Origin of the sequence: Legionella bozemanae, assembly GCF_900450575.1 — a bacterium.
GTDB classification, from domain to species: Bacteria; Pseudomonadota; Gammaproteobacteria; order Legionellales; family Legionellaceae; genus Legionella; species Legionella bozemanae.
The window spans coordinates 2,909,859-2,936,680 of record NZ_UGGY01000001.1; the positions used below are offsets into that span (position 1 = coordinate 2,909,859).

A 26,822-nucleotide genomic window follows, 5' to 3' on the forward strand; every position below is an offset into this window, starting at 1 on the left:
ATCAAAACAATATCCGGACGTAAACCACAATGGAGATTCAATTGAATTCGCTCTTTAAGATTGCTCTACTGATTTTTTGCTTTTTTCATTCTGTATATGCAACACCAAGCTTTTTAACAATTAGTGATATTCATTACGGCAGCAATAACTCATCACGTGATGGAGAGGATACCGGCCCCGAATTTCTGAAAATCACGATGAAAGCGTATGAAAAATTAAGCCAAAAAGTAGACTTTATTCTTTGTTTAGGTGACTTACCCACTCATTCCTTATTTAACATATCTAAAAAAGGAGAATTTGAAAAAACGGTATTTGATGAATTATATAAAAACGATAAAGATTTAAAACCCATTTTTTATATTACTGGGAATAACGATTCCTTACTGGGTAATTATCAACCCTTCGAATCACATGGTGTTTCCCCGTTAAATTTTGCCAAGGGATGGAATGGTGCTTGTGCTCATTGCAAAGGATTAATTATTGATGGCAACCACATGTATCACGATGGGTATTATTCCAGTTACGTGATACCAGGAAATAAAAAAATTATTTTAATTGCCCTAAATGCCACTCAATGGGCAAATACGCCCATATTTGCAAAATATCCGAATCAGAAACATGATGCTTTAATTCAGCTTTCTTGGCTAAATCAACAATTAAAGACACATCATGCCAAACAACTATTAATTGCCATGCATGAGCCACCTGGAACTTCATATAGAGGACAACCCATTTGGCATAAAACGTACTTACAGGAATTTATAAAAATATTAAATAACAACAAAAAATCATATGGAGAAATTACTCTCCTCACATCGCACACGCATATGGATGAGATCAGAAAAATTCATCTAGATGATGGGAGCAATGTCTATGCCTTTTCTACGCCAGCGATTAGTCGTATCCATCATAATTACCCAGGTATGAAAGTTTTTAGCATGGATAATAATCTGAAAATTAATAATTTTACTACTTATTATACGAGCAATCTCAACAGTTGGAAAAACCAGCAATACCAAGCGCTCCACTCCCCACGTGCTATTTTTCCGCGGTGTCACCACAAAATATTATCGCAATGCCTTAGTACATTAAATACTGAACAAGTATGTAATCATTTAGATAAGGGTTTGTTTTATGGAGTAAAAAGTTCCAAAGTACCACGTCATGAATGCAACACAATATATAGCGTCATCCACTAAAGTAACGTGAAGTGCAAGAGTGTACACAAGTACATGACTGAGCCGAACGAGCTTGTAACGAAGTATAGAACTTAATGGGTGGCGCTATGTCAAGTTTTCACTCATTGACAAATCTGTAAATCAATTCTAACGTTGGTATCAGTTATCATTAAAGGACCTAAATATGAAAGCACTTTATACAGCAACAGCACGTACGCACGGTGGACGAAATGGCCATATAGAAACTTCTGATGGTTTATTAAGGCTGGACTTAGCGAAACCCAAAGAATTAGGTGGTCAAGGCGACGGTACCAATCCGGAAGAATTATTTGCCGCAGGTTATTCCGCATGTTTTGAGAGTGCTATGCGTCATGTTGCCAGTTTACAGAAAATCCCTCTACAAGATGCCTCAATTCTTTCTCAAGTTTCTTTATACCCCACACCAGAAAAAGGATATAAGCTTGGGGTTGAAATGCATGCTCATATTGTGGGTTTAAGTCAAAAAGATGCAGAAGATTTAGTAGCCAAAGCGCATCAAGTTTGTCCCTATTCTAATGCAATTCGCGGCAATGTGGATGTGGAATTTAAAGTAAGTGTTGAATAAAGCATATTTTGAATGAAGCAGAATCTTTTGGCTGCTTCATTCATATTTTTCATTTTAATCATAGTGCGAGCTGTTTCTGTGCATCAAGTTTTTCTGCAACAGCCTCACCCAATTTGCCAATATAATCTTCTGGATAAGTTGTTTTTTTACATCCAAAAAAATCAAACAGAAAATTATTATGCTTTATTATTTTCATTTTCTCTGTATCTTGAGTAAATGTTTTTATAAAAGCATCAATCTCCTGTAAGTTGCCGCTTTGACATTCCAAATTAAAAATAAACTGCTTTAATAATTCGCCTTTTTCACGACGAGAGGCACAAAATGACTTTCCTAAGCTCATTGCATCTGCATAAAGACTACGGATTATTTTTACTACATCCTCAGGTAAATGGGCATAAGGTGTAGATGATGGTTTACATAATGCATCTTCTGCTTCCTTACAGGACTTTCGTACTGATATTGGAGGAGTAAACGTAAAAACTTTGTTGTAAGCCTCTTTAAATTGCACTGCCAACCAAGTATGGGTATCCATGGTAGGATGTATGTCATCCCAAAACATATAACCATCTGCCGGAGAAATATGCTCTTGCTGATGTACAGGATTTTTTTGGCTTTGTCTAAACTCCTCAGAATCAATATATGGAGATTTTAATTTATTTTTATCGAACCCGTATTCTTCACAATGATCATACATTTCTGCGAATGGCTTACTGACATCAAAAATTGAAAGATTCAGAGGAATATTCAAGCCCTGATACTTTTCAATTAATTGCTGTACCTTAGCTGCCAATTGTTTGTTGAAATACACCGAGCATTTTGCAGCATTTTCTTGCTCCTTTGTACTTTTAGCCTTATATCTTGGAGTTAAAGAAAGATCAGGTAAATTCAATAAAACAAAATTTCGATACCCTTGTTGAATTAAGATCTCAAGATTTACAATACGCGCATTCACTGCATCATCTGCTTCAAATAAAGTCGGCTCCGAATTCACTGTAAGTAAGTCATTTGCACCAGACCACTCGACAATTAAAGTTTCAGCTTTTTCCTGGGCACTAATTTTATACTTTTTATCATCAGCAATGAGTTGTTTTCGCTTATCCTCCAAATCGGCCACGATTAACCTGGCTATTTCTTCTTTAGGATTGAGGCTAAATTTCGTCTTGTAATCGTAGGAAGTTAAACCTGCTTCACAATAAAAGCGTGCAAAGCGTGTTCCTTTGAATAAAATATGTTTGTCATTATTTAGACTAAACGCCCGCTCATTCTTTTTCAGTAAATGCAAATCATTCGCTAAAATGGCATCTGCTACATCCGCATTTCCGCGAGCATCACGAGGTAGTTTCAGTTTTCTGCGCGCATAATCTATTTCAAATTGTTCAATAATTGCTGTAACAAAATAATCTCCCCAGACAAATCCATTCGTAAATCGCCCTCTAGGTGCATCATAACCAACCTCATAAAGATCACCCAAAGGAATAAACCCAAATAACATGCGTTTATCAAAAGTGCCTCTATCCGATAAACTATCCCCCAGAAAAACCAAACGACTAATCTTAATCCCAGATACTGGCATATTAATCCCCTATTAAAGATCATTGACCAAAATCTCCGCTCCTGGTGCAGAAAAAAGGATAAGTCTAAGCTGCAACTCAAAATCGCCTAAACCTAATCCCTGATAATGCACAAGGAAGGGAAAGAAATAATTCATTACAAATTTTTCAAAAAATAATTCAATATTAAAATCAAGTTGTGTTTGTACTACTCACAATACAAATCAGTTTAAATATAGGCAACAAAAACAAAACATCAGAAAAAGCATCAGTAACTCTCAATAAGTCCGGACATATTGCATTCTCCCACATCCTGCAGCTTGTCCGCAGGACCCTGAGATTTAGGCACAGAGCAAGATTCCTGGATTCTGCCGACAAGCCGCAGAAAGTAGGCCGATTTTTGCCCGGCCTTATTAATTTGCAAACATCCCCTCTTTGTAGATTGTATTTATTGGGAATTTTATGTTGGTTGGTTGGACAGTTCCTGATAATATAAACTTATTTTTTAAAAATTGTCTATGAAAAACAATCAATTTGATCTTATTGTATTAGGCGGTGGCAGCGGCGGTATTGCTAGCGCTGTTCGAGCAGCTAAATATGGTGCCAAAGTAGCGGTAGTAGAATCCAGCTTTTTGGGTGGGACCTGTGTTAACTTAGGCTGTGTCCCTAAAAAAGTGATGTTCAATGCATCCATGATTAATGAAATCATGCATCATGCGCCTGAATATGGTTTTTCACTCACATCCCCAACCCTTGCTTGGAGTACTCTGGTTAATAAACGTAATGCCTATATAGAGCGACTCAGAGAGAACTATGCAAAGCGTTTTGCTCAATTTAATATCACTTTAATTCAAGGTGTTGGCACGTTCTATGATGCACATTCAATTCAAGTAAATGATATTCATTATCAGGCACAACATATTATCATTGCAACAGGCGGCGAACCTTCTCAACCAACAATTCATGGGAGTCAACATGCAATTGATTCGGATGGTTTCTTTGCCTTGACCAAGCAACCTGAAAAAGTGGCAATCATCGGAAGTGGCTACATAGGGGTAGAGTTGGCTGGGCTATTAAACAGTTTAGGCAGTGAAACTCATCTACTAATGAGAGGCATGAGGCCATTATCCCGCTTTGACAATGTCTTGGGAGATACCTTAATGGAACTCATGCAACAACAAGGCATTCATATCCACCAAAATCATAAAGCAAAAGAGATAAACTTACATAGTGATGGCAGAAAATCTATAGTATGCTCCAGCGGCTCAATTATTCACGATATCGACGTAATTATTGCTGCTGTGGGAAGGAAGCCCAGAACATCTGGATTAAACTTGGAGAAGGTAAATGTTGCTACTGATGAACAGGGATTGGTTGTGGTCGATGCTTTTCAAAATACCAGCACTCAAGGTATTTATGCTCTAGGTGATGTGACCAATGCGCCAGCCCTTACTCCTGTAGCAATTGCTGCAGGCCGTCGTTTGGCAGATCGTCTGTTTGGCCAGCAACCCGAAGCGTACCTAAGCTATGACAATATCTGTACGGTAATCTTTAGTCATCCTCCGATAGGAACAGTTGGGCTTAGCGAAGAAGAAGCTGTTGAACAATACGGTAAAGATCAAATTAAAATCTATCAAACCCGTTTTACACCAATGTTTGATGCATTTGCTGAAGAAAAAACACCTACAGTAATGAAACTGGTGACACTAGGGAAAGAAGAGAAAATTATTGGTTTGCACGTCATCGGATTAGCAGCTGATGAGATGCTCCAAGGTTTTGGTGTGGCAGTAAAAATGGGTGCCTGTAAAAAAGATTTTGATAACACAGTTGCCATTCATCCCACAAGTGCAGAAGAATTCGTAACCATGGTGTAAATAATATGAATGATGCCATTCGCAGTTTTCAAGGTAAATCTCCTTCTATGGGTCAACGAGTCTATGTTGATCCTAAATCAGTAATCATTGGTGATGTTTCTTTAGGTGACGATGTATCGGTTTGGCCTATGGCTGTGCTACGTGGCGATGTAAACTCGATTAAAATAGGTAATGCCTGCAGCATTCAGGATGGAGCGGTGTTACACGTTACTCATGATGGCCCCTATACTTCAGGCGGGCACCCATTAATTTTAGGCCAAGGAATTACAATTGGGCATCAAGCGGTATTACATGGTTGTACTGTTGATGATTTCTGTCTTATTGGCATGGGCGCATTAATTTTGGATGCAGTACATCTACAGCATCATGTAATGGTTGGTGCAGGAGCGTTAGTCACCCCAGGAAAAGTTCTGGAAAGCGGCTATTTATATCTTGGTAACCCAGTTAAAGCAATCAGGAAATTAACCGATCAAGAACTCGAGATGTTAGAATACTCAGCACAACATTATGTGCGGCTCAAAGACAAACATTTAGCATCCTTATAGCGTGTAAAGTACTTATTTCCCACTCTGGTACCCATCGTTGTGCATTCTTAACGATTATCAAAAAGTATTGTGCTAACTCCCTCCCAATACTTTTAAATATTGCTATTAGAATAACCCATTCTCACTGCAAAAATTTGTTTGAAATAATCTAAACTAAAGAAAAAAGAGATAAGGGATTAAGCACATGGCTCAAACGCCTTTAGAAGAGGAAATATTAAAAACTGAAAAGTTAAGGACAACGATTTTATCTATTATCTTTATTCTAATGGCGCTTATATGGATAATATTTTTTATTCACTCTCCTGAAGTATATTATCGACATGCGAAAGTATCGGCCATAACCATGCCAAGTTCTTTAGCAGCAGTGGCTCTCTATTTTTTATTAATGCGAAAAGTTATTTGTCAATGCGCTCTTCATAAGAAAAACATACCAGTCTTTCTACGCTATTTTAATGCATTTATCGAAATAAATATTCCTACATTAGGGATTATTGTAATAATGAACCTTCAAACACCCCTCTATGCTCTTTTAATGCCACCTGTTTTACTTTATTTTATTTTCATTATTCTTTCTTCACTGACCTTAAACGAATGGATATGCCGATTTGCAGGCTTGATTGCCGCCCTTGAATATTGGGGACTGTCCTATTACGTCCTAAATTATACAGATATCACAAACATTGATTCATATTTAGTAGAATGGTATGCCTTTGCCGCCCGTGGAGGAATTTTATTAATTGGAGGGATAGCTACCGGATTCATTACTTCTCAAATTAAAAAACAGCTTTTTGCAGCTTTTGATGCGCAAAAGGAACGGGACAAAATTGAGGGCATTTTTGGCCAGCATGTTTCCCCTGAGGTTGTATCCAAGCTGCTATCAAAAGATGCTAATTCAAGTGAAGACCTACCCGTTTGCATTATGTTTTTGGACATAAGAAATTTTACTCATTTTACCGAACAAAACGAACCATCCGTTGTTGTTAATTATCTCAATAATCTTTTTAAGCATATAGTAAAAATCATTCACGATAATAAAGGGATTATAAATAAATTTTTAGGCGACGGCTTTATGGCAGTATTTGGCGCACCGCTATCTAACGGCAATGATGTGGCTAATGCTGCAAAAGCCGCATTAGAGATCATTCAACGTATCGAAGAAGAAATAAAAAAAGGCAATCTCCCCGATCTGAAATTAGGGATTGGTTTACATTTTGGTCATGCAGTAACAGGCACTATCGGAACAAAAAAACGGCAGGAATATACTATTATAGGAGATGTAGTGAATTCAGCAGCCCATATAGAGCAATTAAATAAAACGTATAATTCCCAGATCCTTATTTCTGAAGATGCGATGAAGCAGCTGCCTGAAATTAAAGCTGAATTTGTTGGTAATGCCACTCTTAAACATCGTGACAATCCGATTAAATTATATAAATTAATTTAACTTCCACATCTGCTTCATAATTTTTTCAAAGACATTAAGATCGAAAACCTTTTGAACAAAGGAAAATCTACCCTTATCATAAGAAAACTAACAACAAGTTGCATCCATTCTGACATCAAGTCATCAGTATAAATACCAAACATATTTTATTTCTATTTCCCTAAAACTTCGTATGTTTTAACTTAAATTTAAGGGGTAGGGGTCGTGAATAACTCAGATGATCCAACTTTCTGTGTTGGCAGTTTCATGAGGCCATATGTACTAAGCAACTCACTTTGATTCACTTTTACTGGCCCATTAGCATCCACAGAGCGATCACATTGATTTAGTTCTTGCTCCATCTTTTCTATAAGGAGTTGTAAACGAGCACTTTTTTCAGTCAATTCCAATTGCATTAACTTTACCTCTTGTATCCCACCTTCTAGCTCAACAAGCCTTTTTTCGATCATTATTATACTCCTTATACTTTTTAAAAAACTCTTAATCATCCATCCACTCTTCAGTGCTATAAAATATTTATTTCATGCTATTCTCAAGCCTGAGAGTCAGGTGAATACTAACAATTATTGAATCATAACTCGAGTCACTTCAGGAATTTTCATGACTAAATCTTCTGTATATGCACTGGAGGGTGTTTGAAAACCAATTGGAGCATTTCCTGATAAAACGTGTTGTATGATCATCAGCGTGGATAAAGCAGTCAGAGTATAGCCATTAGGCGTAGTCATTAATGCAGCCATTTTTTTTCCTGCTTCATTGCTTACTTCACCATAGATTTTTACAATTGAATTTTGTCTTTGCTTCTCAGTAGGGCCAGCAGGCAATTGATTAATTTTATGCATTATATATTTTTTAATTGGAGGCCACCCCAAAACTCTTTTAAAAGGATTAATAAGGCTTCTAAGTTGAATTATCTTTTTAGGTAATGCCATATAAATTTCTATATGAGGAATCTGAGTAGACCACCACGCTGATGCCAAATCCCCCCACGAAATCGTGGCACATAACAGTTTCTTTGAGGTGCCAAAATCAAAAAATTGAGTTTTCCAGCAGAAAGGAACTTTTTTTAAAGATCCATTATCACGAATCAGCGTACCTTCAGGAATATCTTCCATCATGGTTTTAGCAGTTCCATGTGAAATGCTTAAGCCGTTATTTTTAGTAAATGTTCCTATGGCAAGAACCAAGTGGTTCGCATCAGGCAAACATTGCTTTAAATAAGCAGTCAAACAATCGCTAGGCACTACATCAAATCCAGAACCTGGTAATAGCATAATGCCAGCTGCTTTAGCGTGTTCATTCATTGTCATCAGCTGTTCTATTACTCTAACTTCACCGGTAATATCCATGTAATGAGTTTTTACAGCAAGACAAGCCAACGCCATGTTTTTATAGGTATATTTGAATGGGCCCGCACAATGAAGTACGACGACGAGATCTTTCAGAGCATTTTTAGTTTGTTCCAGATCATTTGCGTCAAACACTCTATATTCCAAATTTAAAGAATTCGCTTGACGCTTTAATTTTTCTTCATCTCTGCCTGCCAATATCGGTTTTAATCCTTGCTGCACACTTAATTGAGCAATTAAATTACCGGTATATCCATATGAGCCATAAATTAAGAAATTTTCTTTCATCAAATCAATCCAAATAATTTTTAATTCAGTGTAGCTCGGGAATCCGCTTTTATCGAGATAAGGCTTTCTCTTAGCGCAATTAGAACGAAAAAGTAGAAGAACAAAAAATACAAAAAAAGGAAGGCTAATGATCTGTTTTAAGTTGGCAATTAATAAATAAAATTAGGTGAAGCAGATAACGCGTTTTTTATTAAAAAAAAGCGGCTCTAAAGCCGCTTTCTAAGAATAAAACCCTGGCGATGACCTACTTTCACATGAGGAGACCTCACACTATCATTGGCGCGGGTTCGTTTCACTTCTGAGTTCGAGATGGAATCAGGTGGTTCCAAACCGCTATGGTCGCCAGGAAAACTGGTTTGCATGAACAATGGGCGTATTATACCCGAATCATGCATTAGGTAAATAAAGAGTTCACATATATTTCAGCATTTAGGCTGAGGGTTACCCAACCTAGATGCCCTTGTATTCAATCAGTCACTCTGAAGTAACTCAGATTATATGGTCAAGACAATCAGCCAATTAGTACAAGTTAGCTTCACACATTACTGCGCTTCCACACCTTGCCTATCAACGTCGTAGTCTTCAACGGGCTTCATGGGAAAACTCATCTTGAGGGAGGCTTCCCGCTTAGATGCTTTCAGCGGTTATCCCGTCCGAACTTAGCTACCCGGCAATGCCACTGGCGTGACAACCGGTACACCAGAGGTTCGTCCACTCCGGTCCTCTCGTACTAGGAGCAGCTCCTCTCAATTTTCCTACGCCCACGGCAGATAGGGACCGAACTGTCTCACGACGTTCTAAACCCAGCTCGCGTACCACTTTAAATGGCGAACAGCCATACCCTTGGGACCTGCTTCAGCCCCAGGATGTGATGAGCCGACATCGAGGTGCCAAACACCGCCGTCGATATGAACTCTTGGGCGGTATCAGCCTGTTATCCCCGGAGTACCTTTTATCCGTTGAGCGATGGCCCTTCCATTCAGAACCACCGGATCACTAAGACCAACTTTCGTTCCTGCTCGAGCCGTCGCTCTCGCAGTCAAGCACCCTTATGCCTTTACACTCTTGGTACGATGTCCGACCGTACCGAGGGTACCTTTGTGCTCCTCCGTTACTCTTTGGGAGGAGACCGCCCCAGTCAAACTACCCATCATACACTGTCCTCATCCCGGATTACGGGACTAAGTTAGAACCTCAATAACAACAGGGTGGTATTTCAAGGTCGGCTCCATAAGCACTAGCGTGCCTACTTCTTAGCCTCCCACCTATCCTACACAGTCATCATCAAAGTCCAGTGCAAAACTATAGTAAAGGTTCACGGGGTCTTTCCGTCTAGCCGCGGGTACACTGCATCTTCACAGCGATTTCAATTTCACTGAGTCTCGGGTGGAGACAGTGTGGCCATCGTTACGCCATTCGTGCAGGTCGGAACTTACCCGACAAGGAATTTCGCTACCTTAGGACCGTTATAGTTACGGCCGCCGTTTACCGGGGCTTCGATCAAGAGCTTCTCCGAAGATAACCCCATCAATTAACCTTCCGGCACCGGGCAGGCGTCACACCCTATACGTCTTCTTACGAATTTGCAGAGTGCTGTGTTTTTAATAAACAGTCGCAGCCACCTGGTCTCTGCGGCCCTCTCCAGCTCTACGCGCAGGCGTATCACCAAAAAGGGCGTACCTTCTCCCGAAGTTACGGTACCATTTTGCCTAGTTCCTTCACCCGAGTTCTCTCAAGCGCCTTAGTATTCTCTACCTGTCCACCTGTGTCGGTTTGCGGTACGGTTCTCTATAAGTTATGGCTAGCAGCTTTTCCTGGAAGCCGGGCATCAATGACTTCGCTGTACACCGAAGTGTCAGCACCATGTCGCACCTCAGAGTTAACAATGGTCCGGATTTGCCTAAACCATCCCCCTACATGCACATACCAGGACAACCAACGCCTGGCTCATCTAGCCTTCTTCGTCCCCACTTCACCACTTATAAAAAGTCCAGGAATATTAACCTGGTTCCCATCGACTACGCTCTTCAGCCTCGCCTTAGGGGCCGACTCACCCTGCTCCGATTAACGTCGTGCAGGAAACCTGGGACTTCCGGCGTGAGGGCTTTTCACCCTCATTATCGTTACTCATGTCAGCATTCGCACTTCTGATACCTCCAGCAGACTTCTCAATCCACCTTCTTCAGCCTACAGAACGCTCCCCTACCACGTGTACTTAGTACACATCCGCAGCTTCGGTGACTAGTTTTAGCCCCGTTACATCTTCCGCGCAGGCCGACTCGACCAGTGAGCTATTACGCTTTCTTTAAAGGGTGGCTGCTTCTAAGCCAACCTCCTGGCTGTCTATGCCTTCCCACATCGTTTCCCACTTAACTAGTACTTTGGGACCTTAGCTGGCGGTCTGGGTTGTTTCCCTCTTCACGACGGACGTTAGCACCCGCCGTGTGTCTCCCGTGATTCAATTAGCCGGTATTCGGAGTTTGCATCGGTTTGGTAAGCCATGACAGCCCCCTAGCCGAAACAGTGCTCTACCCCCAACAATCATTCACGAGGCGCTACCTAAATAGCTTTCGGGGAGAACCAGCTATCTCCGGGCTTGATTAGCCTTTCACTCCTAGTCACACGTCATCCGATAATTTTTCAACATTACCCGGTTCGGACCTCCAGTTGGTGTTACCCAACCTTCATCCTGCACATGACTAGATCGCCCGGTTTCGGGTCTACTCACAGCGACTCGCGCCCTATTCAGACTCGATTTCTCTACGGCTTCCTTATTCAGTTAACCTCGCCACTGAAAGTAACTCGCTGACCCATTATACAAAAGGTACGCAGTCACACAGCCTAAGCCATGCTCCCACTGCTTGTACGCAAACGGTTTCAGGTTCTATTTCACTCCCCTCTCCGGGGTTCTTTTCGCCTTTCCCTCACGGTACTGGTTCACTATCGGTCAGTAAGTAGTATTTAGCCTTGGATGATGGTCCACCCATATTCAACCAGGATTTCACGTGTCCCGGCCTACTTGCTCGCGTGCTTAGTTCTTAATGTAATCTGCATATACGGGGCTTTCACCCTCTATGGCCAACCTTCCCAAGTTGTTCTACTTCTTTACACTATAAATCACACCAGGCTCCTCCCCGTTCGCTCGCCGCTACTTGGAGAATCTCTCTTGATTTCTTTTCCTTCGGGTACTTAGATGTTTCAGTTCCCCGAGTTCGCCTCGTTAACCTATGAATTCAGCTAACGATGACCATGACTGCTCATGGCCGGGTTCCCCCATTCGGACATCTCTGGTTAAACGCTCGTTTCCAGCTCACCAGAGCTTTTCGCAGGATTCCACGTCCTTCTTCGCCTCTTACTGCCAAGGCATCCACCGTTTGCGCTTCTCTTCTTGACCATATAATCTCAATTACCTCAAACTATATGTCCATACTGCTTCAATACAAGTACGCTTGTGTTACCTCTTCATTTACCCTAATTTTTAATGAACCTCTGGTTACTCCAGATGAAAATACCCTCAAAACAAAAGCACTTTAATCTGGATAAGCCTAATGAATAAACCTCATAATTTGGTGGAGCCGAGGAGGATCGAACTCCTGACCCCCTGCGTGCAAGGCAGGTGCTCTCCCAGCTGAGCTACGACCCCCTTTTTACTGCAATCTTTTGTTTTACTCTGCGTTGCATGCACTCGCTCGTTCGGTCACATACTGATGTATGCTCCCTCACTCACTCCCGCTTGCGCCTTGATTAAAACAAAATCTCTTGTAAAAATGCTCGATTACTCTGTTTTTACGCTCGCGCTTTGCGCTTGCTTTCAGCGTGACCGCGCATCTTCCCGCTTCCTCTCGGTCACGGCTTTGGGTTTCTTCATTCTCGAAAACAAACTGTGTGGGCACTTTAAATTCTTTAGTGCTCTTAATTTAAGGAGGTGATCCAGCCGCAGGTTCCCCTACGGCTACCTTGTTACGACTTCACCCCAGTCATGAACCACACCGTGGTAAACGTCCCCCTGAAGGTTAGACTATCTACTTCTGGTGCAGCCCACTCCCATGGTGTGACGGGCGGTGTGTACAAGGCCCGGGAACGTATTCACCGCGACATGCTGATTCGCGATTACTAGCGATTCCGACTTCATGGAGTCGAGTTGCAGACTCCAATCCGGACTACGAACGACTTTCTAAGATTAGCTCCAGGTCACCCCTTCGCTTCCCTCTGTATCGCCCATTGTAGCACGTGTGTAGCCCTACCCGTAAGGGCCATGATGACTTGACGTCATCCCCGCCTTCCTCCGGTTTGTCACCGGCAGTCTCCTTAGAGTTCCCACCTTTACGCGCTGGCAACTAAGGACAAGGGTTGCGCTCGTTACGGGACTTAACCCAACATCTCACGACACGAGCTGACGACAGCCATGCAGCACCTGTATCAGTGTTCCCGAAGGCACTAATGCATCTCTGCAAAATTCACTGTATGTCAAGGGTAGGTAAGGTTCTTCGCGTTGCATCGAATTAAACCACATGCTCCACCGCTTGTGCGGGCCCCCGTCAATTCCTTTGAGTTTTAATCTTGCGACCGTACTCCCCAGGCGGTCAACTTATCGCGTTTGCTGCGCCACTAATTATTTTCATATAACCAACAGCTAGTTGACATCGTTTACAGCGTGGACTACCAGGGTATCTAATCCTGTTTGCTCCCCACGCTTTCGTGCCTCAGTGTCAGTATTAGGCCAGGTAGCCGCCTTCGCCACTGGTGTTCCTTCCGATCTCTACGCATTTCACCGCTACACCGGAAATTCCACTACCCTCTCCCATACTCGAGTCAACCAGTATCATCTGACCTGCCCAGGTTAAGCCCAGGGATTTCACAGATAACTTAATCAACCACCTACGCACGCTTTACGCCCAGTAATTCCGATTAACGCTCGCACCCTCCGTATTACCGCGGCTGCTGGCACGGAGTTAGCCGGTGCTTCTTCTGTGGGTAACGTCCATTCGCCTAGCTCTTAACCTAGCAAACCTCCTCCCCACTGAAAGTGCTTTACAACCCTCAGGCCTTCTTCACACACGCGGCATTGCTGGATCAGGGTTCCCCCCATTGTCCAATATTCCCCACTGCTGCCTCCCGTAGGAGTCTGGACCGTGTCTCAGTTCCAGTGTGGCTGGTCATCCTCTCAGACCAGCTACCGATCGTCGCCTTGGTAGGCCCTTACCCCACCAACTAGCTAATCGGACGCAGGCTAATCTTAAAGCGCCAGGCCTAAAAGGTCCCCAGCTTTCGTCCTTAGACATCATGCGGTATTAGCTTGAGTTTCCCCAAGTTGTCCCCCACTTCAAGGCATATTCCTACGCGTTACTCACCCGTTCGCCACTCGCCATCAACCTAGCAAGCTAGGTCATGCTGCCGTTCGACTTGCATGTGTTAAGCATGCCGCCAGCGTTCAATCTGAGCCAGGATCAAACTCTTCAGTTCAATTCCTCTGCTAGTCTCAAACCAGCTTCTTTACTTCTCTTTTACTTCTTAAGCACTCAAAGGTCTCTAAAGTGCCCACACAGTTTGTCTTCTCTCTTCTTAATGAGCCCGCCCCGAAGGCGTGCTGCGTATTCTACTGATTTCCCTCTCAGTGTCAAATACTTTTTTCATTTTTTTTAAAAAAATGATGACACTCTGTTTATTGTAAATGCAGCTTGGCAATTCTACGCTTGCCAACTTGTATTATATAGGTTTGGCCTGCAGGCAATACAAGCCCCCCATCCTCAACCTTATCACCATTTATTTTAACCGCACCCTGCTTCACTAAGCGGATTGCTTCTGAAGTACTTTGAGTTAAATTCACTTGCTTCAATAATTGAACTAAAGAAAGTGGTTCTTTTAAAGTTAAGGTTTGTTCTTCCAAATCTTCAGGAATAATACCTTTCTGGAAGCGTTCTATGAATTCTTTGTGTGCTTGTTCTGCTTGTGTTTGATCATGGAAACGAGCTACGATTTCTTTAGCAAAATCAATTTTTATGTCTCTAGGATTTGCTCCCTGAATTACAGATTGTTTTAAAGTCTGTATTTCTTTTCCTGTTTTAAAACTAAGTAAATCAATATAACGCCACATTAGTTCATCAGATATTGACATAATTTTACCAAACATATCAGCGGCAGGCTCATTAATACCAATATAATTATCCAATGACTTAGACATTTTTTTCACACCGTCCAAGCCCTCAATTAACGGGGTCATCATGACTACTTGTGGTTCAAGGCCATAATGCTTTTGTAATTCACGACCCATTAGCAAATTAAATTTCTGATCTGAACCACCAAGTTCAACATCTGCTTTGAGTGCAACGGAATCATAACCTTGCAGTAGAGGGTATAAAAACTCATGAATTGCAATTGGTTGGCCCGTAGTATAACGCTTATTGAAATCATCACGTTCTAGCATCCGTGCAACCGTATGTGTTGCCGCCAGGCGAATTAAGTCCACTGCACTAAATTGGGCAAGCCATTGAGAATTAAACACCACTTTTGTTTTAAGAGGATCTAAAATTTTAAAAACTTGCTCCTGGTATGTTTTTGCATTTTCAAGAACTGTTTCTTGGCTAAGAGGCAAGCGTGTTACGTTTTTTCCAGTTGGGTCGCCGATCATTGCGGTAAAATCACCAATTAAAAAAATGACCTCATGTCCATATTGTTGGAATTGTCTTAGCTTATTAAGTAATACAGTATGCCCCAAATGCAAATCAGGTGCAGTTGGATCAAAACCTGCTTTTATTTTTAAAGAAGTTCCCTTTTGTAATTTTTTTTCTAATTCTTGCTGCGGAAGTACCTCCTCACAGCCTCTTACTAACTCGGAACATACTGAATCTTCGACTATCATGACATCAAAACCTTTATAAATGATTGACCTATCTTCTCACACCGAGTATCTTAGCCCGGTTGGCAATTTCCTGCCATACCTAAAAGGTGATTTAAGATAATTTGTCAGCCGAAATTTAAAAAATGCAGACAATAGCATGATTTTGGGTGGCAATGTATAGGCAAACGATGGATAAGAAACCTTATATATATATCGAAAAACGAAAAACGAATAAAAATAAAAAATCTAAGCCATCTAAGGTATTAATGGGTTTTGCTTTGGCTATTGCCTTTTCACTTCCCTATTTCCTTGTAAAAAAATTCTCACATAATCCTCAGCAAGAGCCTACAACTCAATCCATTACTCTGCCTGATCTGGATGAGGATGGATCTGAAGAATATCAAGATGAGGCATATCAAGAAGATACATATCCCACTGAAGAAGAACATGTTGCTGAAGAATCTCCATCAGAACTTACTCAAGAAACAGCCAAAACAGTTGTAGAGAACGTGGTTAATACAGTAAGACCCGTCAAAAAAATCGTCAAGGACAATGAATGGCAAACCATTAGACCTAGATCTGGTGATTCCATGGCTACCATTTTTAAGCGTCTTGGATTATCAGCACAAAATCTGCATTTGGTGATGCAAAAAAATCCTTATGCAAAAGCACTTACTGCAATAAAGCCAAGCCAGGAACTGAAATTTTTAATTAATAAAAATAAGTTGGAAAAATTAGTTATCCCGATGAACAATATACAAACACTGACTGTTTATAGGGATGGCACTATTTATAAAACCAAAATTGATTCCAAAAAAGTGAAAACGCAAGAGCGTTATATCAGTGGTGTGGTCAAAGGTTCTTTATACGCTACGGCCCAAAATTTAGGGATCCCCAGAAAATTAATTCAACAAATGACTACAATTTTGCGCAAGGAAATCGATTTTTCCCGTTCCGTTCGAAGCGGTGATCGTTTCTCTATCGCTTATGATACGTTGTATGTGGAAGACAAAATGGTAGGCATTGGGGATGTTGTTGCTGTAAGCTATACCAATCAAGGCAAAACCGCCCAAGCGATACGCCATATTAGTAGAAATGGTACTCGTGACTACTATACTCCCAAAGGAGAAAGCTTTAAAAAAGCTTTTTCACGATATCCCATTAAATTTAGCCATATCAGTTCAACCTTTTCAAATTCCAGATATCATCCAATATTACACTATAAAAGAGCGCATAAAGGCATCGATCTTGCAGCACCCATTGGTACTCCGATTCAATCAGTCGGCGATGGGACTATTACCAACATTGGTAGACATAATGGCTACGGTAATATGATTGAAATCAAACATGATAAAACGTATAGCACTCTTTATGGACACATGCTTCGATTCGCAAAAGGTCTATCAAAAGGCAGCAAAATAAAACGAGGTCAAGTGATTGGCTATGTAGGTCAGACAGGTCTTGCGACAGGTCCTCATTGCCATTATGAACTGCATGTTCACAATCAACCAAGGAATCCAACAACGACCTATTTGCCTACAGCGTCTCCTGTTCCTGCGCGAGAAATGGCTCAGTTTAAGGCAAAAGTGCGTCATGTATTTGCTCGTTTAAAATCACTTGAAAAAACAGACCTTGCCAGTAAAAACAAGAGCAAGAAGAAAACAAAAGTGGGATAACCTATATAACTCTCCCTAATGTATTTTGACAGGGGTCGAACAACTTGCAGAACCATCATTAGTATTGAAAGTTGCTGCTTCTTGAATGTCTGATACGGAACAGACGGAAATGTATAACCCGTCTCTGATTTTACATTTGTAATTCCACTGGCTTTTATTGTTAAGAAAGGGACATTATCAAAATTATCACCCAAATAAATAACGACAAACAATTACTGCAGCAATAATTCCGGCGAGATCTGCGAGTAAACCAGCTGGAATAGCATGTCGTGTACGCCGAATTCCTATAGAACCAAAATATACGGCAATGACGTAAAATGTTGTTTCAGTACTTCCCATCATAGTTGCTGCAATTTTAGCAATAAGTGAATCCCCTCCATATTGATGAATTAATTCTGCCATCATTCCTGTTGAAGCACTTCCTGAAAAGGGGCGGATTAAAGCCAATGGTAAAACTTCTGGAGGCATGCCAATCATGGCTAGAAGCGGAGCAAGAAGATTTGCTAATAAGCTAAAAAATCCCGAAGCACGTAGCATGCCTATTGCAACAATCATTGCAATTAAGTAAGGAACAATATTCAAAATTGTATCAAAACCTTGTTTTGCCCCCACAATAAACGCATCAAACACATTAATTTTTTTTATTGCAGCATATAGAGGAATGCCCACGATAAAAACTAAAAGCATCCAATTGGATAATTGATTGGCAAATCCACTCATAAGGTGTCTTTCCTTCCAACACGAAACATTGGTAATTTTTCTAACTGTTTTACAGAAATAATGGCAACCAAAGTAGAAATGATCGTTGCGATCAAGGAACTGACTATAACACTGCTGGGATTAGTACTGCCATTTGCCGCCAAATAGGCGATAGCGGTAGCAGGAATTAATTGCACACTCGAAGTATTAATTGCTAAAAAAGTACACATGGAATTTGTTGCAATTTTTGCATGTTGATTCAGTGTTTGCAGCTCTTTCATCGCTTGCAGCCCAAATGGCGTTGCTGCATTAGCAAGTCCTAGCATATTGGCAGCAAGATTCATTGTTATAGCCCCCATTGCAGGATGTTCAGTGGGGATATCAGGAAATAGTCGTCTTAAAATCGGCCTAAGCGCTTTTCCGAGTAAGTTAACCAAACCTGATTCATTCGCTATAGACATTATTCCTAACCATAATGTCATGATTCCTGCTAAACCGAGAGCGATGTCAAAACCAAGCTTGGCTGATTCAGTAACGGAACGCGCAACTTCATCAATACGTCCCTCAATCACCCCTACTATTACAGAAATCAGTATCATCCCTAGCCAAATTAGATTGAGCATTCTTGCCTCCATACTTTGGAACAGGTTAAAATGTAGTTATTTTTTGGCCTTAGATAGAAAAAACTGATGAAGTACACACTTACTCCCTTAAAACATCTGATGTTTATAACCTGTCTTTTCGTTTCTTTTCAAAGTAATGCTTTTGATGCAAATAGTACTGAAAAACAGGCTAATTCCTCAATAGAGAAACTATACCATAATCTAAGCAGCATGCCGAATAGTTCCATGCCAAACAGAATTGATTGGATTAGCAGCCAATTTTTAGGGGTGCGTTATCTTCTTGGCTCTCTTGGAGAAGGTTCAACAGCTCGATATGATCAATTTCCCAAATACCGCGTTGATGCGTTCGACTGTGATACCTACGTAAACACCATTTTATCTTTAGCTGTAGCAAACTCCCTTACCTCATTTCAACAATGTATCAATAACATACGTTATAAAAATGGGACAGTTTCTTACCTGCAACGAAATCATTTTACTGGCTTGGATTGGAATCAAAATAATCAGCGTAGTGGAATATTGGAAGATATTACGCTCACTATTAAAGATCAAAATAACCAGCCGGTTGCCAAAGTTGCTGATGCAGTCATTAATAAGCCCAATTGGTATGCCTTTAAAACCGTAGAAACAATTAGATTGCAACGCACAGATAAAGTGAAAGAAGAGAAACGATTGGCCGAATTAAAAAGCAAAGGTGCTAAATTAGAAGTCGCCTCAGAAAAAGTTCCTTATCTGCCTTTTACTGCATTATTTTCCGAAAATAAACCCAATATGTATTTATTTGCACAAATTCCTCATGGAGCAATTATTGAAATTGTTAGACCAAACTGGGATTTAAGTCAAAAAATCGGCACCGCGTTAAATATTTCACATTTGGGCTTTGCAATTAGAAATAATGGTCAATTGTATTTTCGCGAAGCTTCGTCAGAATATGGCAAAGTAGTTGATGTGCCATTGATTGATTATCTTGAGAAAGCGCAAAGCAGTCCAACAATTAAAGGCATCAATGTCCAAATCGTTGTACCTAAAAGGCCATTAGCAGACTGTAAAATGCCTGTTTCAAATCAAACTTAATTTGGGTAAACTACAAAACAAATGTAGCCTGGGTGAAGCGCAGCGTAACCCGGGTTAATTGGACTAAAATTCCCGGGTTACGCTGCGCTTCACCCAGGCTACATCAGGCATTAGGATCATTAAAATGAATTACGGATTAACGCATAAACCCACTTTATCAACTAGTGAATGTCTTGTTCTTGGGGTATTTTCTGATGCTGAGTTAACCGACTTTGCTATGGCTCTAGATAAGGAGCATCATGGTCTAATCAGTAGGCTTATTAAGAAAACCTCTGAATCAGGCGATATACAATGGCATCATGATGTGCATGGCAGTTTATTGATCATTCAATGTGGCGAACAAGCAAAATTTACTCCTTCCCAGCTTAAAAAAAGACTAGGTGAGATCACAGGGGCATTAATTAAACACCGCATCCGAACTGCCACTGTATGTTTGCCATTAATCACTCAATATTCTGCGGATTGGCAATTGGAGCAAATGGTTACTCAAATAGATAATCAATGCTATCAATTACTGGATTTTAAAAAGAAAAAAGCCAAACCTCATCAATTAGAAGCCATAACTTTTTACTTGCCCAATGCCAGTGAAGAGGGATTAAAATCAGGCCAGGCAATTGCAGCAGGCGTTGAATTGAGCCGTCATCTGGCAGATATGCCCGCCAATATCTGTACACCAACTTATTTGGGGGAACAAGCCATACAGCTTGCCAAAGAATTCACCCAACACATGAGTTGTAAGGTGATGGGCCCCGATGAAATGCGCAAAATGGGCATGGAGACTTTATTAGCAGTTGCACAAGGCTCAGCCCAGCCACCAAGACTTATAGACATCCATTACAAGGGGGCTGGTGATCTACCTCCAATAATTTTGGTGGGGAAAGGAATTACTTTTGATTCAGGTGGACTATCCATCAAGCCGGCAAATGCGATGGATGAAATGAAATATGATATGTCTGGTGCTGCCAGTGTATTAGGTACTTTAAAAGCCTGTGCTTTATTAAAGCTTCCTATCAATGTTATAGGTTTAATCGCCAGTGCTGAGAATATGGTGAGTGGCACCTCAGTGAAATCGGGAGATATTGTCACTAGTATGTCAGGACAAACTGTTGAAATTATTAATACCGATGCTGAAGGTCGTTTGGTCTTAGCTGATGCCTTAACTTATGCAGAACGATATCAACCTGAATTTGTCATCGATATCGCAACCCTTACTGGTGGAATTATTGTCGCCTTAGGGACTGTAGCATCCGGTTTTATGACTCAGGATGAGGAGTTGGCACAACTGATTGAAAACGCGGCTAAAGAAAGCAATGATAGAGTCTGGCGTATGCCTTTAGATGATGAATACCAAGATGCTCTTGATAGCCCTTTAGCAGATATGATCAATGCAGGTTTTGATCGCACTGCAAGTAGTATTACTGCTGCATGTTTCCTATCTCGCTTTACTGAAAAGTATCGTTGGGCACATTTGGACATTGCAGGTACAGCCTGGGTTTTTGGTAAAAATCGTAATGCTACGGGTAGACCTGTTCCCTTACTCACTCAAATAATACGCCATGCCAGCAATTCGCGTTGATTTTTATTTATTAGCAAGCGATCAGAACGATGCACGTTGGCTGGTCGCTTGTCGTCTTTTGGAAAAAGCTTATGCCAAAGGTCATAAAGTTTATGTCTTGTGCAATAACAAACAGGATGCTGAGCTACTGGATGAGTTGTTATGGACATTCAAAGAAGATAGTTTTATCCCACATAACCTACAAGGTGAAGGTCCTGAACCACCTCCCCCAATACAAATTGGTTATGAACGTGAACCCAGAGGGTTTAATGATATTTTGTTAAATCTTTCCAATTCTATTCCATCTTTTTATGCCAGATTTAAACGTATAATGGAATTAGTAATCAATGTAGAAACTGAAAAAGAACAAAGCCGCGCACATTATAGAGACTACAGAGCAAAAGGTTGTGAGTTGCATACACATCAGATTGAGATGAAATAGCGCCAAGCCAATTATTTGATTCAAATGGCAAATTGTAGCTTGGTCGCCTGGGTGCAGCGTAACGAAAACCCGGGGTAATGGAGCATGAATAAAACTTCTTAATCCCGGGTTTCGCTACGCTGCACCCAGGCTACAAAAAATAATGTCTTAATCCCAAAGAACATCTTTATCTTTTTTTATTGCCGCTTGTAGTAAACTAATTAAAGGAACAGCACGTTTTGCAAGGCTAATTTCCTGTTCGTTGTCTTCATCATCCTCGACAACTTTTTTTTCTTTTTGAAGACCAGTCTGCAACCTCTCCAAAGCTTCAGGAAGCTGTTCGGATTTAATCGCTCCAGGAACGGTGCCGCTATGTCCCATTAAAGAAAGCAAACGTTTAGCTATATCGGCAAAATAAGTAATGTCTTCATAGGCATCTGTATGAAATGTTATTAACATCAAAATCTCCTTTTTAAACACCACATTTTATTATCCATAAACCTTCAGCAAATATTCTGCAACAGTACGTAACCCCATCGCTTCGCCTCCTTCAGGTTTTCCAGGCTTACTGCTTAAATTCCACGCCATAATGTCAAAATGCATCCATGGGATGGATTTTGTTACGAAACGTTGAAGAAATAACCCCGCAACAATTGCTCCTGCATAAGGATGATCACTGGCATTAGTCAAATCAGCAATGCTTGAGCGAAGCAATTCTTCATAAGCAGCAAATAAAGGCAAACGCCAGATAGGATCGGCTGCTTTATGCGATGCAGCCGCCACTTCTGCGGCCAATTGATCATTATTAGTAAACAGAGCAGCTATTTCGGTACCTACTGAAACTCGAGCAGCTCCAGTTAAAGTCGCAAAATCAATGAGCAGCTCAGGCTGTTCTTCACACGCCTTTACCAAAGCATCAGCCAAGACCAAACGTCCTTCTGCATCTGTATTATGTACCTCCACTGTTAAGCCATTACGCATTGTTAGGACATCACCAGGTCTAAATGCATCAGGTCCTATAGAGTTTTCAACCGCAGGAATAAGCATCTGTAAATGCACGGGCAAATTGCAAGTCATAATCCATTGTGCAAGGCCTATTACATGTGCTGCGCCGCCCATATCTTTTTTCATTAACCGCATGCCCGATGCCGATTTAATATCTAGGCCGCCGCTATCAAAACAAACGCCTTTTCCTACCAGAGTAATATGAGGGTTTTTCTCATCGCCCCAAGTTAACGACAACAAACGGGGCGCTGATTTGGAAGCACGTCCAACAGCATGAATTGCTGGAAAATTATCCTTTAGTAATTCATCGCCCACCCACTGCCTGAATTGTGCTTTATGGGTTTTAGCTAATTGCTCCACTACTTCCGCTAATTCTTTGGGGCCTAAATCACTTGTTGGTTTGTTGATTAAATCCCTCACTAAAAAATGAGCTTGGGTTAATGCCAAAAGAGAGTTTAAATCATCTGGATGAATCATTAAAAGACGAGGTTGCAGATCGTGTCTTTTATATGCGTCAAAACGATATTGCGCCAACGCCCAAGCCATTGTTGCTTCCTGAGTACAAGTGCCTTGCACCTGATAAATATTAGGCGGAAGTGATAATGCCGCATTGGCTAAAGCTTGAACCTGATTCCCATCGCCTGTACCGACATAAGCTTTATCAATTAATCCATCTGCATTCTGAATAAAACAACAATCCCCTATTTTTCCTTTAAATTGATACAAGGCAAGACAATTTTGTTCTGCTGGAGACAGCATACTTATTCCTTCTTCCCTTTGGCTTTGTGACATCAAATAAAGAGGAATGGCCCTGTCACTCTGAGTTTCATAAAACAATTTTGCTTGCATATTTTTATTCCTTCACTTGACCACGAAAATGAGCAGGTCTAAGCCCGGCTAATCCCAGGACTAATAAATAAATCATTACGGCAACTAATACGTGGACGGATAATAAGCCTAAACGCATCACTGGAGAAAAACTAAGCCAATAATCTACTGTACCACTAATAAGCATTAAATAAATACTGATTGCTGCATTAGCAAAGAGTAATTGTATGCTGTATTTTATCCATCCCGGAGAAGGTTTGAACACCCCTCGTTTAATGAGTAAAAATAATAAAGTGCCGCAATTGACATAACCTGCCAATGCGGAAGCTAAAGTCAAGCCTGCATGAGCAAAATGCCAAACAAAAAGGAAACACAATAATGTATTAACCACCATAGAAATCGCCCCCACCTTAACTGGGGTACTAATATCTTGTCGTGCATAAAAACCAGAAGCCAATACTTTGACCATCATAAAAGCAGGTACACCTGCTCCAAGAGTAATCAGGCTTTTTTGCGTCTGAAGCACGTCGTAGACAGTGAACTTGCCATAAGCAAAGCAACTTGCAATTAAAGGCATAGCAAACAAACACAATCCTAAACTCGCAGGAATTCCTATAAGTAAAATAGAACGCAATCCCCAATCCAATGCACTTGAGTATTGGCTTATACTTTGTTCGGCATGCCTTCGGGATAAATGTGGAAGAATTACTGTTGCAATCGCTACTCCAAAAACCCCTAATGGGAAATCTGTAAGACGGTCTGTGTAATACAACCAAGAGACACTGCCAATTTTTAAAAAGGAAGCAAAAATACTATCCACCATTAAATTAAGTTGGGCAATAGAAACCCCAAATAAAGCCGGAATCATAAGCTTAAGCACTTTATTCACTCCAGCGTCATTTCTAACCAACTGAGGTTTTACCAATAAATTCCGATGATGTAAAAAAGGAATTTGAAAAAACAACTGTACAATACCAGCAATAAGAACCCCCCAAGCTAAACCTACTACAGGCTTTGGTAAATGAGGGCATAAATAAATCGCTGCAAGAATCATACTGATATTCAGCAATACGGGCGTAAACGCGGGGATTGCAAAATAGCCATAGGTATTTAATACTGCCCCTGCCATGGCAGTCAACGAAACCAACATTAAAAAAGGAAAAGTAATGCGCAGCATTTCAGTAGCCAATACGGCACGACTACTGTCATGGCTAAAACCGGGGGCAAATAAAAAGATAATTATAGGTGCAGCAAACATCCCAATTAAAGTGACAACACTAAGAATAGACCCTAAATATCCGGCGATACGTGCAATAAAAATTCGTACATCATTTGGGGTGCGTGTTTTTTGATATTCGGCCAGTACAGGTACAAAAGCTTGAGCAAATGCTCCTTCGGCAAAAAGACGACGCATAAAATTAGGAATGCGGAATGCTACAAAAAAAGCATCCATACCTGCTTGGGCACCAAAAAAATTGGCAAGAACCATATCGCGCGCAAAACCTACAATACGTGAAATAAAAGTCATCACTGAAACCAATGTCGTTGAACGCAATAAGCTTTGCCGTTTAGGTACCATAATCTCTGAATCAGTTGCTGCCATAATTTTTATGCACAAAGTAAAATACTTTATAATAACCCAAATGAATCGGCTGTCATAATCTTAAATAACAGCGTATCAGTCTTTACATTAAAATAACCTGAGCTAGTAGATATCCTATTTCCCAACACAATTGGGCATAAATTATACACTTCGCAATTGAGAGAATCAATTTATACTTTAGAAACAAAGAAGTTTCTATTGACAAATTCTAACTCATTGTGCATGATCATCATCTTTTTGTACCGTCTGAATGAGTGGAGATTTTTAAGTGGCAAATATTAAATCAGCGATCAAACGTGCTCGCCAAAACGTGAAATTACGTCAACACAACGCCAGTGCACGTTCTATGTTCCGCACTTACGTCAAAAATGTAATTAAAGCTGTTGAATCAGGTGATAAAGAAGCCGCTCATGCTGCCTACACCAAAGCACAACCAATTATTGATAAGGCTGCTGGAAAAGGTTTAATTCATAAGAATAAAGCTTCTCGTATTAAAAGTCGCCTGGTAGCTCGCGTTAAGGCAATGACCGCTTAATCTTTTTTCAATTCATAAACTTCGAACTGGCAGTGCCAGTTCGATTTTTTTATGTTGCTGCTCCCCGCTTTGAGGCACACACAAAACTTCTTTGAGTGATGCATTGCTCCCTCCCTATCAATGTTTCCTCGAAACGGTCAGTTTAAGTTGTGAGAAAATTTTTTCTAAGCAGTGCAGCATACATCAGTATGAGTGCATTGATTAGGAAAGTTTTCTCGCAAAATGCATCGAATACCATTGTTTCCTGATAGAAACGCAGTACTTTTAACCTGGGTTTTGCCTTGCTCCCAGGTTATGATTACTTTTAGAAATAACGCGCAAATGGCTACTGTACTAACGTGTAAAGGCTAACCACCGAGAGAAAGGGATTCGTCATTCATGGTAATTAATGTCGCTCTTGCATTTAATATTTCTTCCATTAATAATTCATGCACGTTGAATGATTCCAATATAGCGAGAAAATGTCTATTTTTTTTCAGGAGCTCAATAATTTGCTCACCTACCAGCTCGTCTTTGGGATAGGGTAACAATCGTTCTAAAGCGCCAGTAATTAGGTGATTTTTATTTTGGATTTCATCCTCTATTTTATCAATAGCATCTAGTGAGCAGGCTTCTTGCAAGCGCTCTTTAAAATACTCTTTTTGATTTACAAGTAGCTCTGCAACAGGCTTAAGCTCTTTTAGTTTTTTAATAAAAACTAATAATTCTGTTTGTTGTGCCTCAGTTAGATTGGATAATGCTTCCTGAAGACTTAATAATTCTTTTTTAGCTATAATATTTTTTGTTGTAATCTCAGTATAACTCAACAAGGTCATTACATTTTTGAAATTAGGAAGGTCAGCTATATATGTCTTTACTTTTGACAGAGTCTCTTCATCTGTTCCCTTTGTAAGTTCCAATAAAAAGTGATGAACTTTTTTTTCCTCATTAATCATCTTGTGAACAACGTTATCGAATTCTTCTTTTGTATTTGCCATACGAAGCTCGTTTTGCAACACATTCAGGGTATCACAAAAAGCATCAACTTTTATTTTAGCCTCGATAAAACTATCAATGATTCGGTTAACATTATTCTTTTTTTCCTGAAAAAGCCTACTCATTTCTATTTCCTCAATGTCATTAGCGTCATGCAT

General features: G+C 40.6%; 20 protein-coding genes, 1 tRNA gene and 3 rRNA genes. 10 read left to right on the plus strand and 14 right to left on the minus strand.

The genetic code is table 11. The features are described from left to right. Window positions 1–41 precede the first annotated feature (41 nt). The gene (locus tag DY223_RS12810) at window positions 42–1,199 is read left to right on the plus strand and encodes a metallophosphoesterase (RefSeq protein ID WP_058460543.1); all 1,158 of its coding nucleotides are present in this window, start codon (window positions 42–44) and stop codon (window positions 1,197–1,199) included. A gap of 163 nt (window positions 1,200–1,362) precedes the next feature. After that, window positions 1,363–1,782 carry an organic hydroperoxide resistance protein gene (locus tag DY223_RS12815; protein ID WP_058460039.1) on the plus strand — a complete coding sequence of 140 codons (420 nt, stop codon included), beginning with the start codon at window positions 1,363–1,365 and terminating at the stop codon, window positions 1,780–1,782. A gap of 58 nt (window positions 1,783–1,840) precedes the next feature. Here the strand turns inward: DY223_RS12815 and DY223_RS12820 are convergent, their stop codons facing one another. Continuing rightward, window positions 1,841–3,355: an SGNH/GDSL hydrolase family protein gene (locus tag DY223_RS12820; RefSeq protein WP_058460038.1), complete on the minus strand. Its 1,515-nt coding sequence runs from the start codon at window positions 3,353–3,355 to the stop codon at window positions 1,841–1,843. A 495-nt stretch (window positions 3,356–3,850) separates the two neighbouring features. On the opposite strand from DY223_RS12820, the gene gorA reads away from it, so the two are divergent. The 3 genes from gorA (at window position 3,851) to DY223_RS12835 (ending at window position 7,195) form a co-directional block, all read left to right on the plus strand. After that, window positions 3,851–5,206, plus strand: a complete 1,356-nt coding sequence (gorA, locus tag DY223_RS12825) for a glutathione-disulfide reductase (RefSeq protein ID WP_058460037.1) — start codon at window positions 3,851–3,853, stop codon at window positions 5,204–5,206. 5 nt (window positions 5,207–5,211) lie between these two features. Further along, the gene (locus tag DY223_RS12830; protein WP_058460036.1) at window positions 5,212–5,751 is read left to right on the plus strand and encodes a gamma carbonic anhydrase family protein; all 540 of its coding nucleotides are present in this window, start codon (window positions 5,212–5,214) and stop codon (window positions 5,749–5,751) included. Between the two features lie 184 nt (window positions 5,752–5,935). Next, a complete protein-coding gene (locus DY223_RS12835; RefSeq protein ID WP_058460035.1) occupies window positions 5,936–7,195 on the plus strand; it encodes an adenylate/guanylate cyclase domain-containing protein in 1,260 nt (419 codons plus the stop codon). Window positions 7,196–7,383: 188 nt separating this feature from the next. On the opposite strand, the gene DY223_RS12840 is transcribed toward DY223_RS12835, so the two are convergent. From DY223_RS12840 to tyrS, 7 genes are all read right to left on the minus strand, one after another. Next, window positions 7,384–7,644, minus strand: a complete 261-nt coding sequence (locus DY223_RS12840) for a hypothetical protein (protein WP_058460034.1) — start codon at window positions 7,642–7,644, stop codon at window positions 7,384–7,386. A gap of 114 nt (window positions 7,645–7,758) precedes the next feature. Then, on the minus strand, window positions 7,759–8,832 hold the full coding sequence (locus tag DY223_RS12845) for a saccharopine dehydrogenase family protein (RefSeq protein WP_058460033.1): 1,074 nt from the start codon (window positions 8,830–8,832) through the stop codon (window positions 7,759–7,761). A gap of 231 nt (window positions 8,833–9,063) precedes the next feature. Then, a 5S ribosomal RNA gene (gene rrf / locus DY223_RS12850) occupies window positions 9,064–9,179 on the minus strand. Window positions 9,180–9,330: 151 nt separating this feature from the next. After that, window positions 9,331–12,226, minus strand: a 23S ribosomal RNA gene (locus DY223_RS12855). Window positions 12,227–12,399: 173 nt separating this feature from the next. Continuing rightward, window positions 12,400–12,475, minus strand: a tRNA-Ala gene (locus DY223_RS12860). A gap of 275 nt (window positions 12,476–12,750) precedes the next feature. Further along, window positions 12,751–14,295, minus strand: a 16S ribosomal RNA gene (locus DY223_RS12865). The 16S, 23S and 5S rRNA genes sit together here with 1 tRNA gene alongside, the layout of an rRNA operon. A gap of 199 nt (window positions 14,296–14,494) precedes the next feature. Next, entirely contained in the window at window positions 14,495–15,691 is a 1,197-nt protein-coding gene (gene tyrS, locus DY223_RS12870) for a tyrosine--tRNA ligase (protein WP_058457957.1), read from the minus strand. A 167-nt stretch (window positions 15,692–15,858) separates the two neighbouring features. Between tyrS and DY223_RS12875 the strand changes: the two genes are divergently transcribed. Continuing rightward, window positions 15,859–17,346 (plus strand): peptidoglycan DD-metalloendopeptidase family protein, encoded by a 1,488-nt coding sequence (locus DY223_RS12875; RefSeq protein ID WP_058457956.1) that lies wholly within the window; start codon window positions 15,859–15,861, stop codon window positions 17,344–17,346. A gap of 186 nt (window positions 17,347–17,532) precedes the next feature. Here DY223_RS12875 and DY223_RS12880 read toward each other — a convergent pair whose 3' ends face one another. After that, window positions 17,533–18,066, minus strand: a complete 534-nt coding sequence (locus DY223_RS12880; RefSeq protein WP_058457955.1) for a spore maturation protein — start codon at window positions 18,064–18,066, stop codon at window positions 17,533–17,535. Beyond that, a complete protein-coding gene (locus tag DY223_RS12885; RefSeq protein ID WP_058457954.1) occupies window positions 18,063–18,668 on the minus strand; it encodes a nucleoside recognition domain-containing protein in 606 nt (201 codons plus the stop codon). The genes DY223_RS12880 and DY223_RS12885 overlap by 4 nt, the downstream gene beginning before the upstream one ends. A gap of 66 nt (window positions 18,669–18,734) precedes the next feature. Here DY223_RS12885 and DY223_RS12890 point away from each other — a divergent pair, with 66 nt between their 5' ends. From DY223_RS12890 to DY223_RS12900, 3 genes are all read left to right on the plus strand, one after another. Continuing rightward, on the plus strand, window positions 18,735–19,742 hold the full coding sequence (locus DY223_RS12890) for an N-acetylmuramoyl-L-alanine amidase-like domain-containing protein (protein ID WP_058457953.1): 1,008 nt from the start codon (window positions 18,735–18,737) through the stop codon (window positions 19,740–19,742). Window positions 19,743–19,866: 124 nt separating this feature from the next. Next, the gene (locus DY223_RS12895; protein WP_058457952.1) at window positions 19,867–21,318 is read left to right on the plus strand and encodes a leucyl aminopeptidase; all 1,452 of its coding nucleotides are present in this window, start codon (window positions 19,867–19,869) and stop codon (window positions 21,316–21,318) included. Continuing rightward, window positions 21,299–21,739 (plus strand): DNA polymerase III subunit chi, encoded by a 441-nt coding sequence (locus tag DY223_RS12900; protein ID WP_058457951.1) that lies wholly within the window; start codon window positions 21,299–21,301, stop codon window positions 21,737–21,739. The genes DY223_RS12895 and DY223_RS12900 overlap by 20 nt, the downstream gene beginning before the upstream one ends. Before the next feature lie 147 nt (window positions 21,740–21,886). Here DY223_RS12900 and DY223_RS12905 read toward each other — a convergent pair whose 3' ends face one another. The 3 genes from DY223_RS12905 to murJ are packed head-to-tail and all read right to left on the minus strand — an operon-like array spanning window position 21,887 to window position 25,154. After that, a complete protein-coding gene (locus DY223_RS12905) occupies window positions 21,887–22,177 on the minus strand; it encodes a DUF1840 domain-containing protein (protein ID WP_058457950.1) in 291 nt (96 codons plus the stop codon). Window positions 22,178–22,207: 30 nt separating this feature from the next. Then, complete coding sequence (locus DY223_RS12910; protein ID WP_058457949.1) at window positions 22,208–23,572, minus strand: leucyl aminopeptidase family protein; 1,365 nt, start codon at window positions 23,570–23,572, stop codon at window positions 22,208–22,210. Window positions 23,573–23,576: 4 nt separating this feature from the next. After that, window positions 23,577–25,154, minus strand: coding sequence for a murein biosynthesis integral membrane protein MurJ (murJ, locus tag DY223_RS12915; RefSeq protein ID WP_058457948.1), 1,578 nt, complete (start codon window positions 25,152–25,154; stop codon window positions 23,577–23,579). A gap of 268 nt (window positions 25,155–25,422) precedes the next feature. Here murJ and rpsT point away from each other — a divergent pair, with 268 nt between their 5' ends. Then, entirely contained in the window at window positions 25,423–25,689 is a 267-nt protein-coding gene (gene rpsT, locus DY223_RS12920; RefSeq protein ID WP_058457947.1) for a 30S ribosomal protein S20, read from the plus strand. Window positions 25,690–26,036: 347 nt separating this feature from the next. On the opposite strand, the gene DY223_RS12925 is transcribed toward rpsT, so the two are convergent. Further along, window positions 26,037–26,789 carry a hypothetical protein gene (locus DY223_RS12925; protein ID WP_064115122.1) on the minus strand — a complete coding sequence of 251 codons (753 nt, stop codon included), beginning with the start codon at window positions 26,787–26,789 and terminating at the stop codon, window positions 26,037–26,039. Window positions 26,790–26,822: the final 33 nt, after the last annotated feature.

Coding starts and splice junctions, on each gene's coding strand:
- DY223_RS12830 (WP_058460036.1), top strand. CDS start 5,212: ATGAATGATGCCATTCGCAGTTTTCAAGGTAAATCTCCTTCTATGGGT.
- DY223_RS12885 (WP_058457954.1), bottom strand. CDS start 18,668: ATGCTCAATCTAATTTGGCTAGGGATGATACTGATTTCTGTAATAGTA.
- DY223_RS12845 (WP_058460033.1), bottom strand. CDS start 8,832: ATGAAAGAAAATTTCTTAATTTATGGCTCATATGGATATACCGGTAAT.
- DY223_RS12880 (WP_058457955.1), bottom strand. CDS start 18,066: ATGAGTGGATTTGCCAATCAATTATCCAATTGGATGCTTTTAGTTTTT.
- tyrS (WP_058457957.1), bottom strand. CDS start 15,691: ATGATAGTCGAAGATTCAGTATGTTCCGAGTTAGTAAGAGGCTGTGAG.
- DY223_RS12815 (WP_058460039.1), top strand. CDS start 1,363: ATGAAAGCACTTTATACAGCAACAGCACGTACGCACGGTGGACGAAAT.
- DY223_RS12895 (WP_058457952.1), top strand. CDS start 19,867: ATGAATTACGGATTAACGCATAAACCCACTTTATCAACTAGTGAATGT.
- DY223_RS12875 (WP_058457956.1), top strand. CDS start 15,859: ATGGATAAGAAACCTTATATATATATCGAAAAACGAAAAACGAATAAA.
- DY223_RS12835 (WP_058460035.1), top strand. CDS start 5,936: ATGGCTCAAACGCCTTTAGAAGAGGAAATATTAAAAACTGAAAAGTTA.
- DY223_RS12900 (WP_058457951.1), top strand. CDS start 21,299: ATGCCAGCAATTCGCGTTGATTTTTATTTATTAGCAAGCGATCAGAAC.
- DY223_RS12905 (WP_058457950.1), bottom strand. CDS start 22,177: ATGTTAATAACATTTCATACAGATGCCTATGAAGACATTACTTATTTT.
- DY223_RS12840 (WP_058460034.1), bottom strand. CDS start 7,644: ATGATCGAAAAAAGGCTTGTTGAGCTAGAAGGTGGGATACAAGAGGTA.
- DY223_RS12820 (WP_058460038.1), bottom strand. CDS start 3,355: ATGCCAGTATCTGGGATTAAGATTAGTCGTTTGGTTTTTCTGGGGGAT.
- DY223_RS12910 (WP_058457949.1), bottom strand. CDS start 23,572: ATGCAAGCAAAATTGTTTTATGAAACTCAGAGTGACAGGGCCATTCCT.
- DY223_RS12890 (WP_058457953.1), top strand. CDS start 18,735: ATGAAGTACACACTTACTCCCTTAAAACATCTGATGTTTATAACCTGT.
- gorA (WP_058460037.1), top strand. CDS start 3,851: ATGAAAAACAATCAATTTGATCTTATTGTATTAGGCGGTGGCAGCGGC.
- DY223_RS12925 (WP_064115122.1), bottom strand. CDS start 26,789: ATGAGTAGGCTTTTTCAGGAAAAAAAGAATAATGTTAACCGAATCATT.
- murJ (WP_058457948.1), bottom strand. CDS start 25,154: ATGGCAGCAACTGATTCAGAGATTATGGTACCTAAACGGCAAAGCTTA.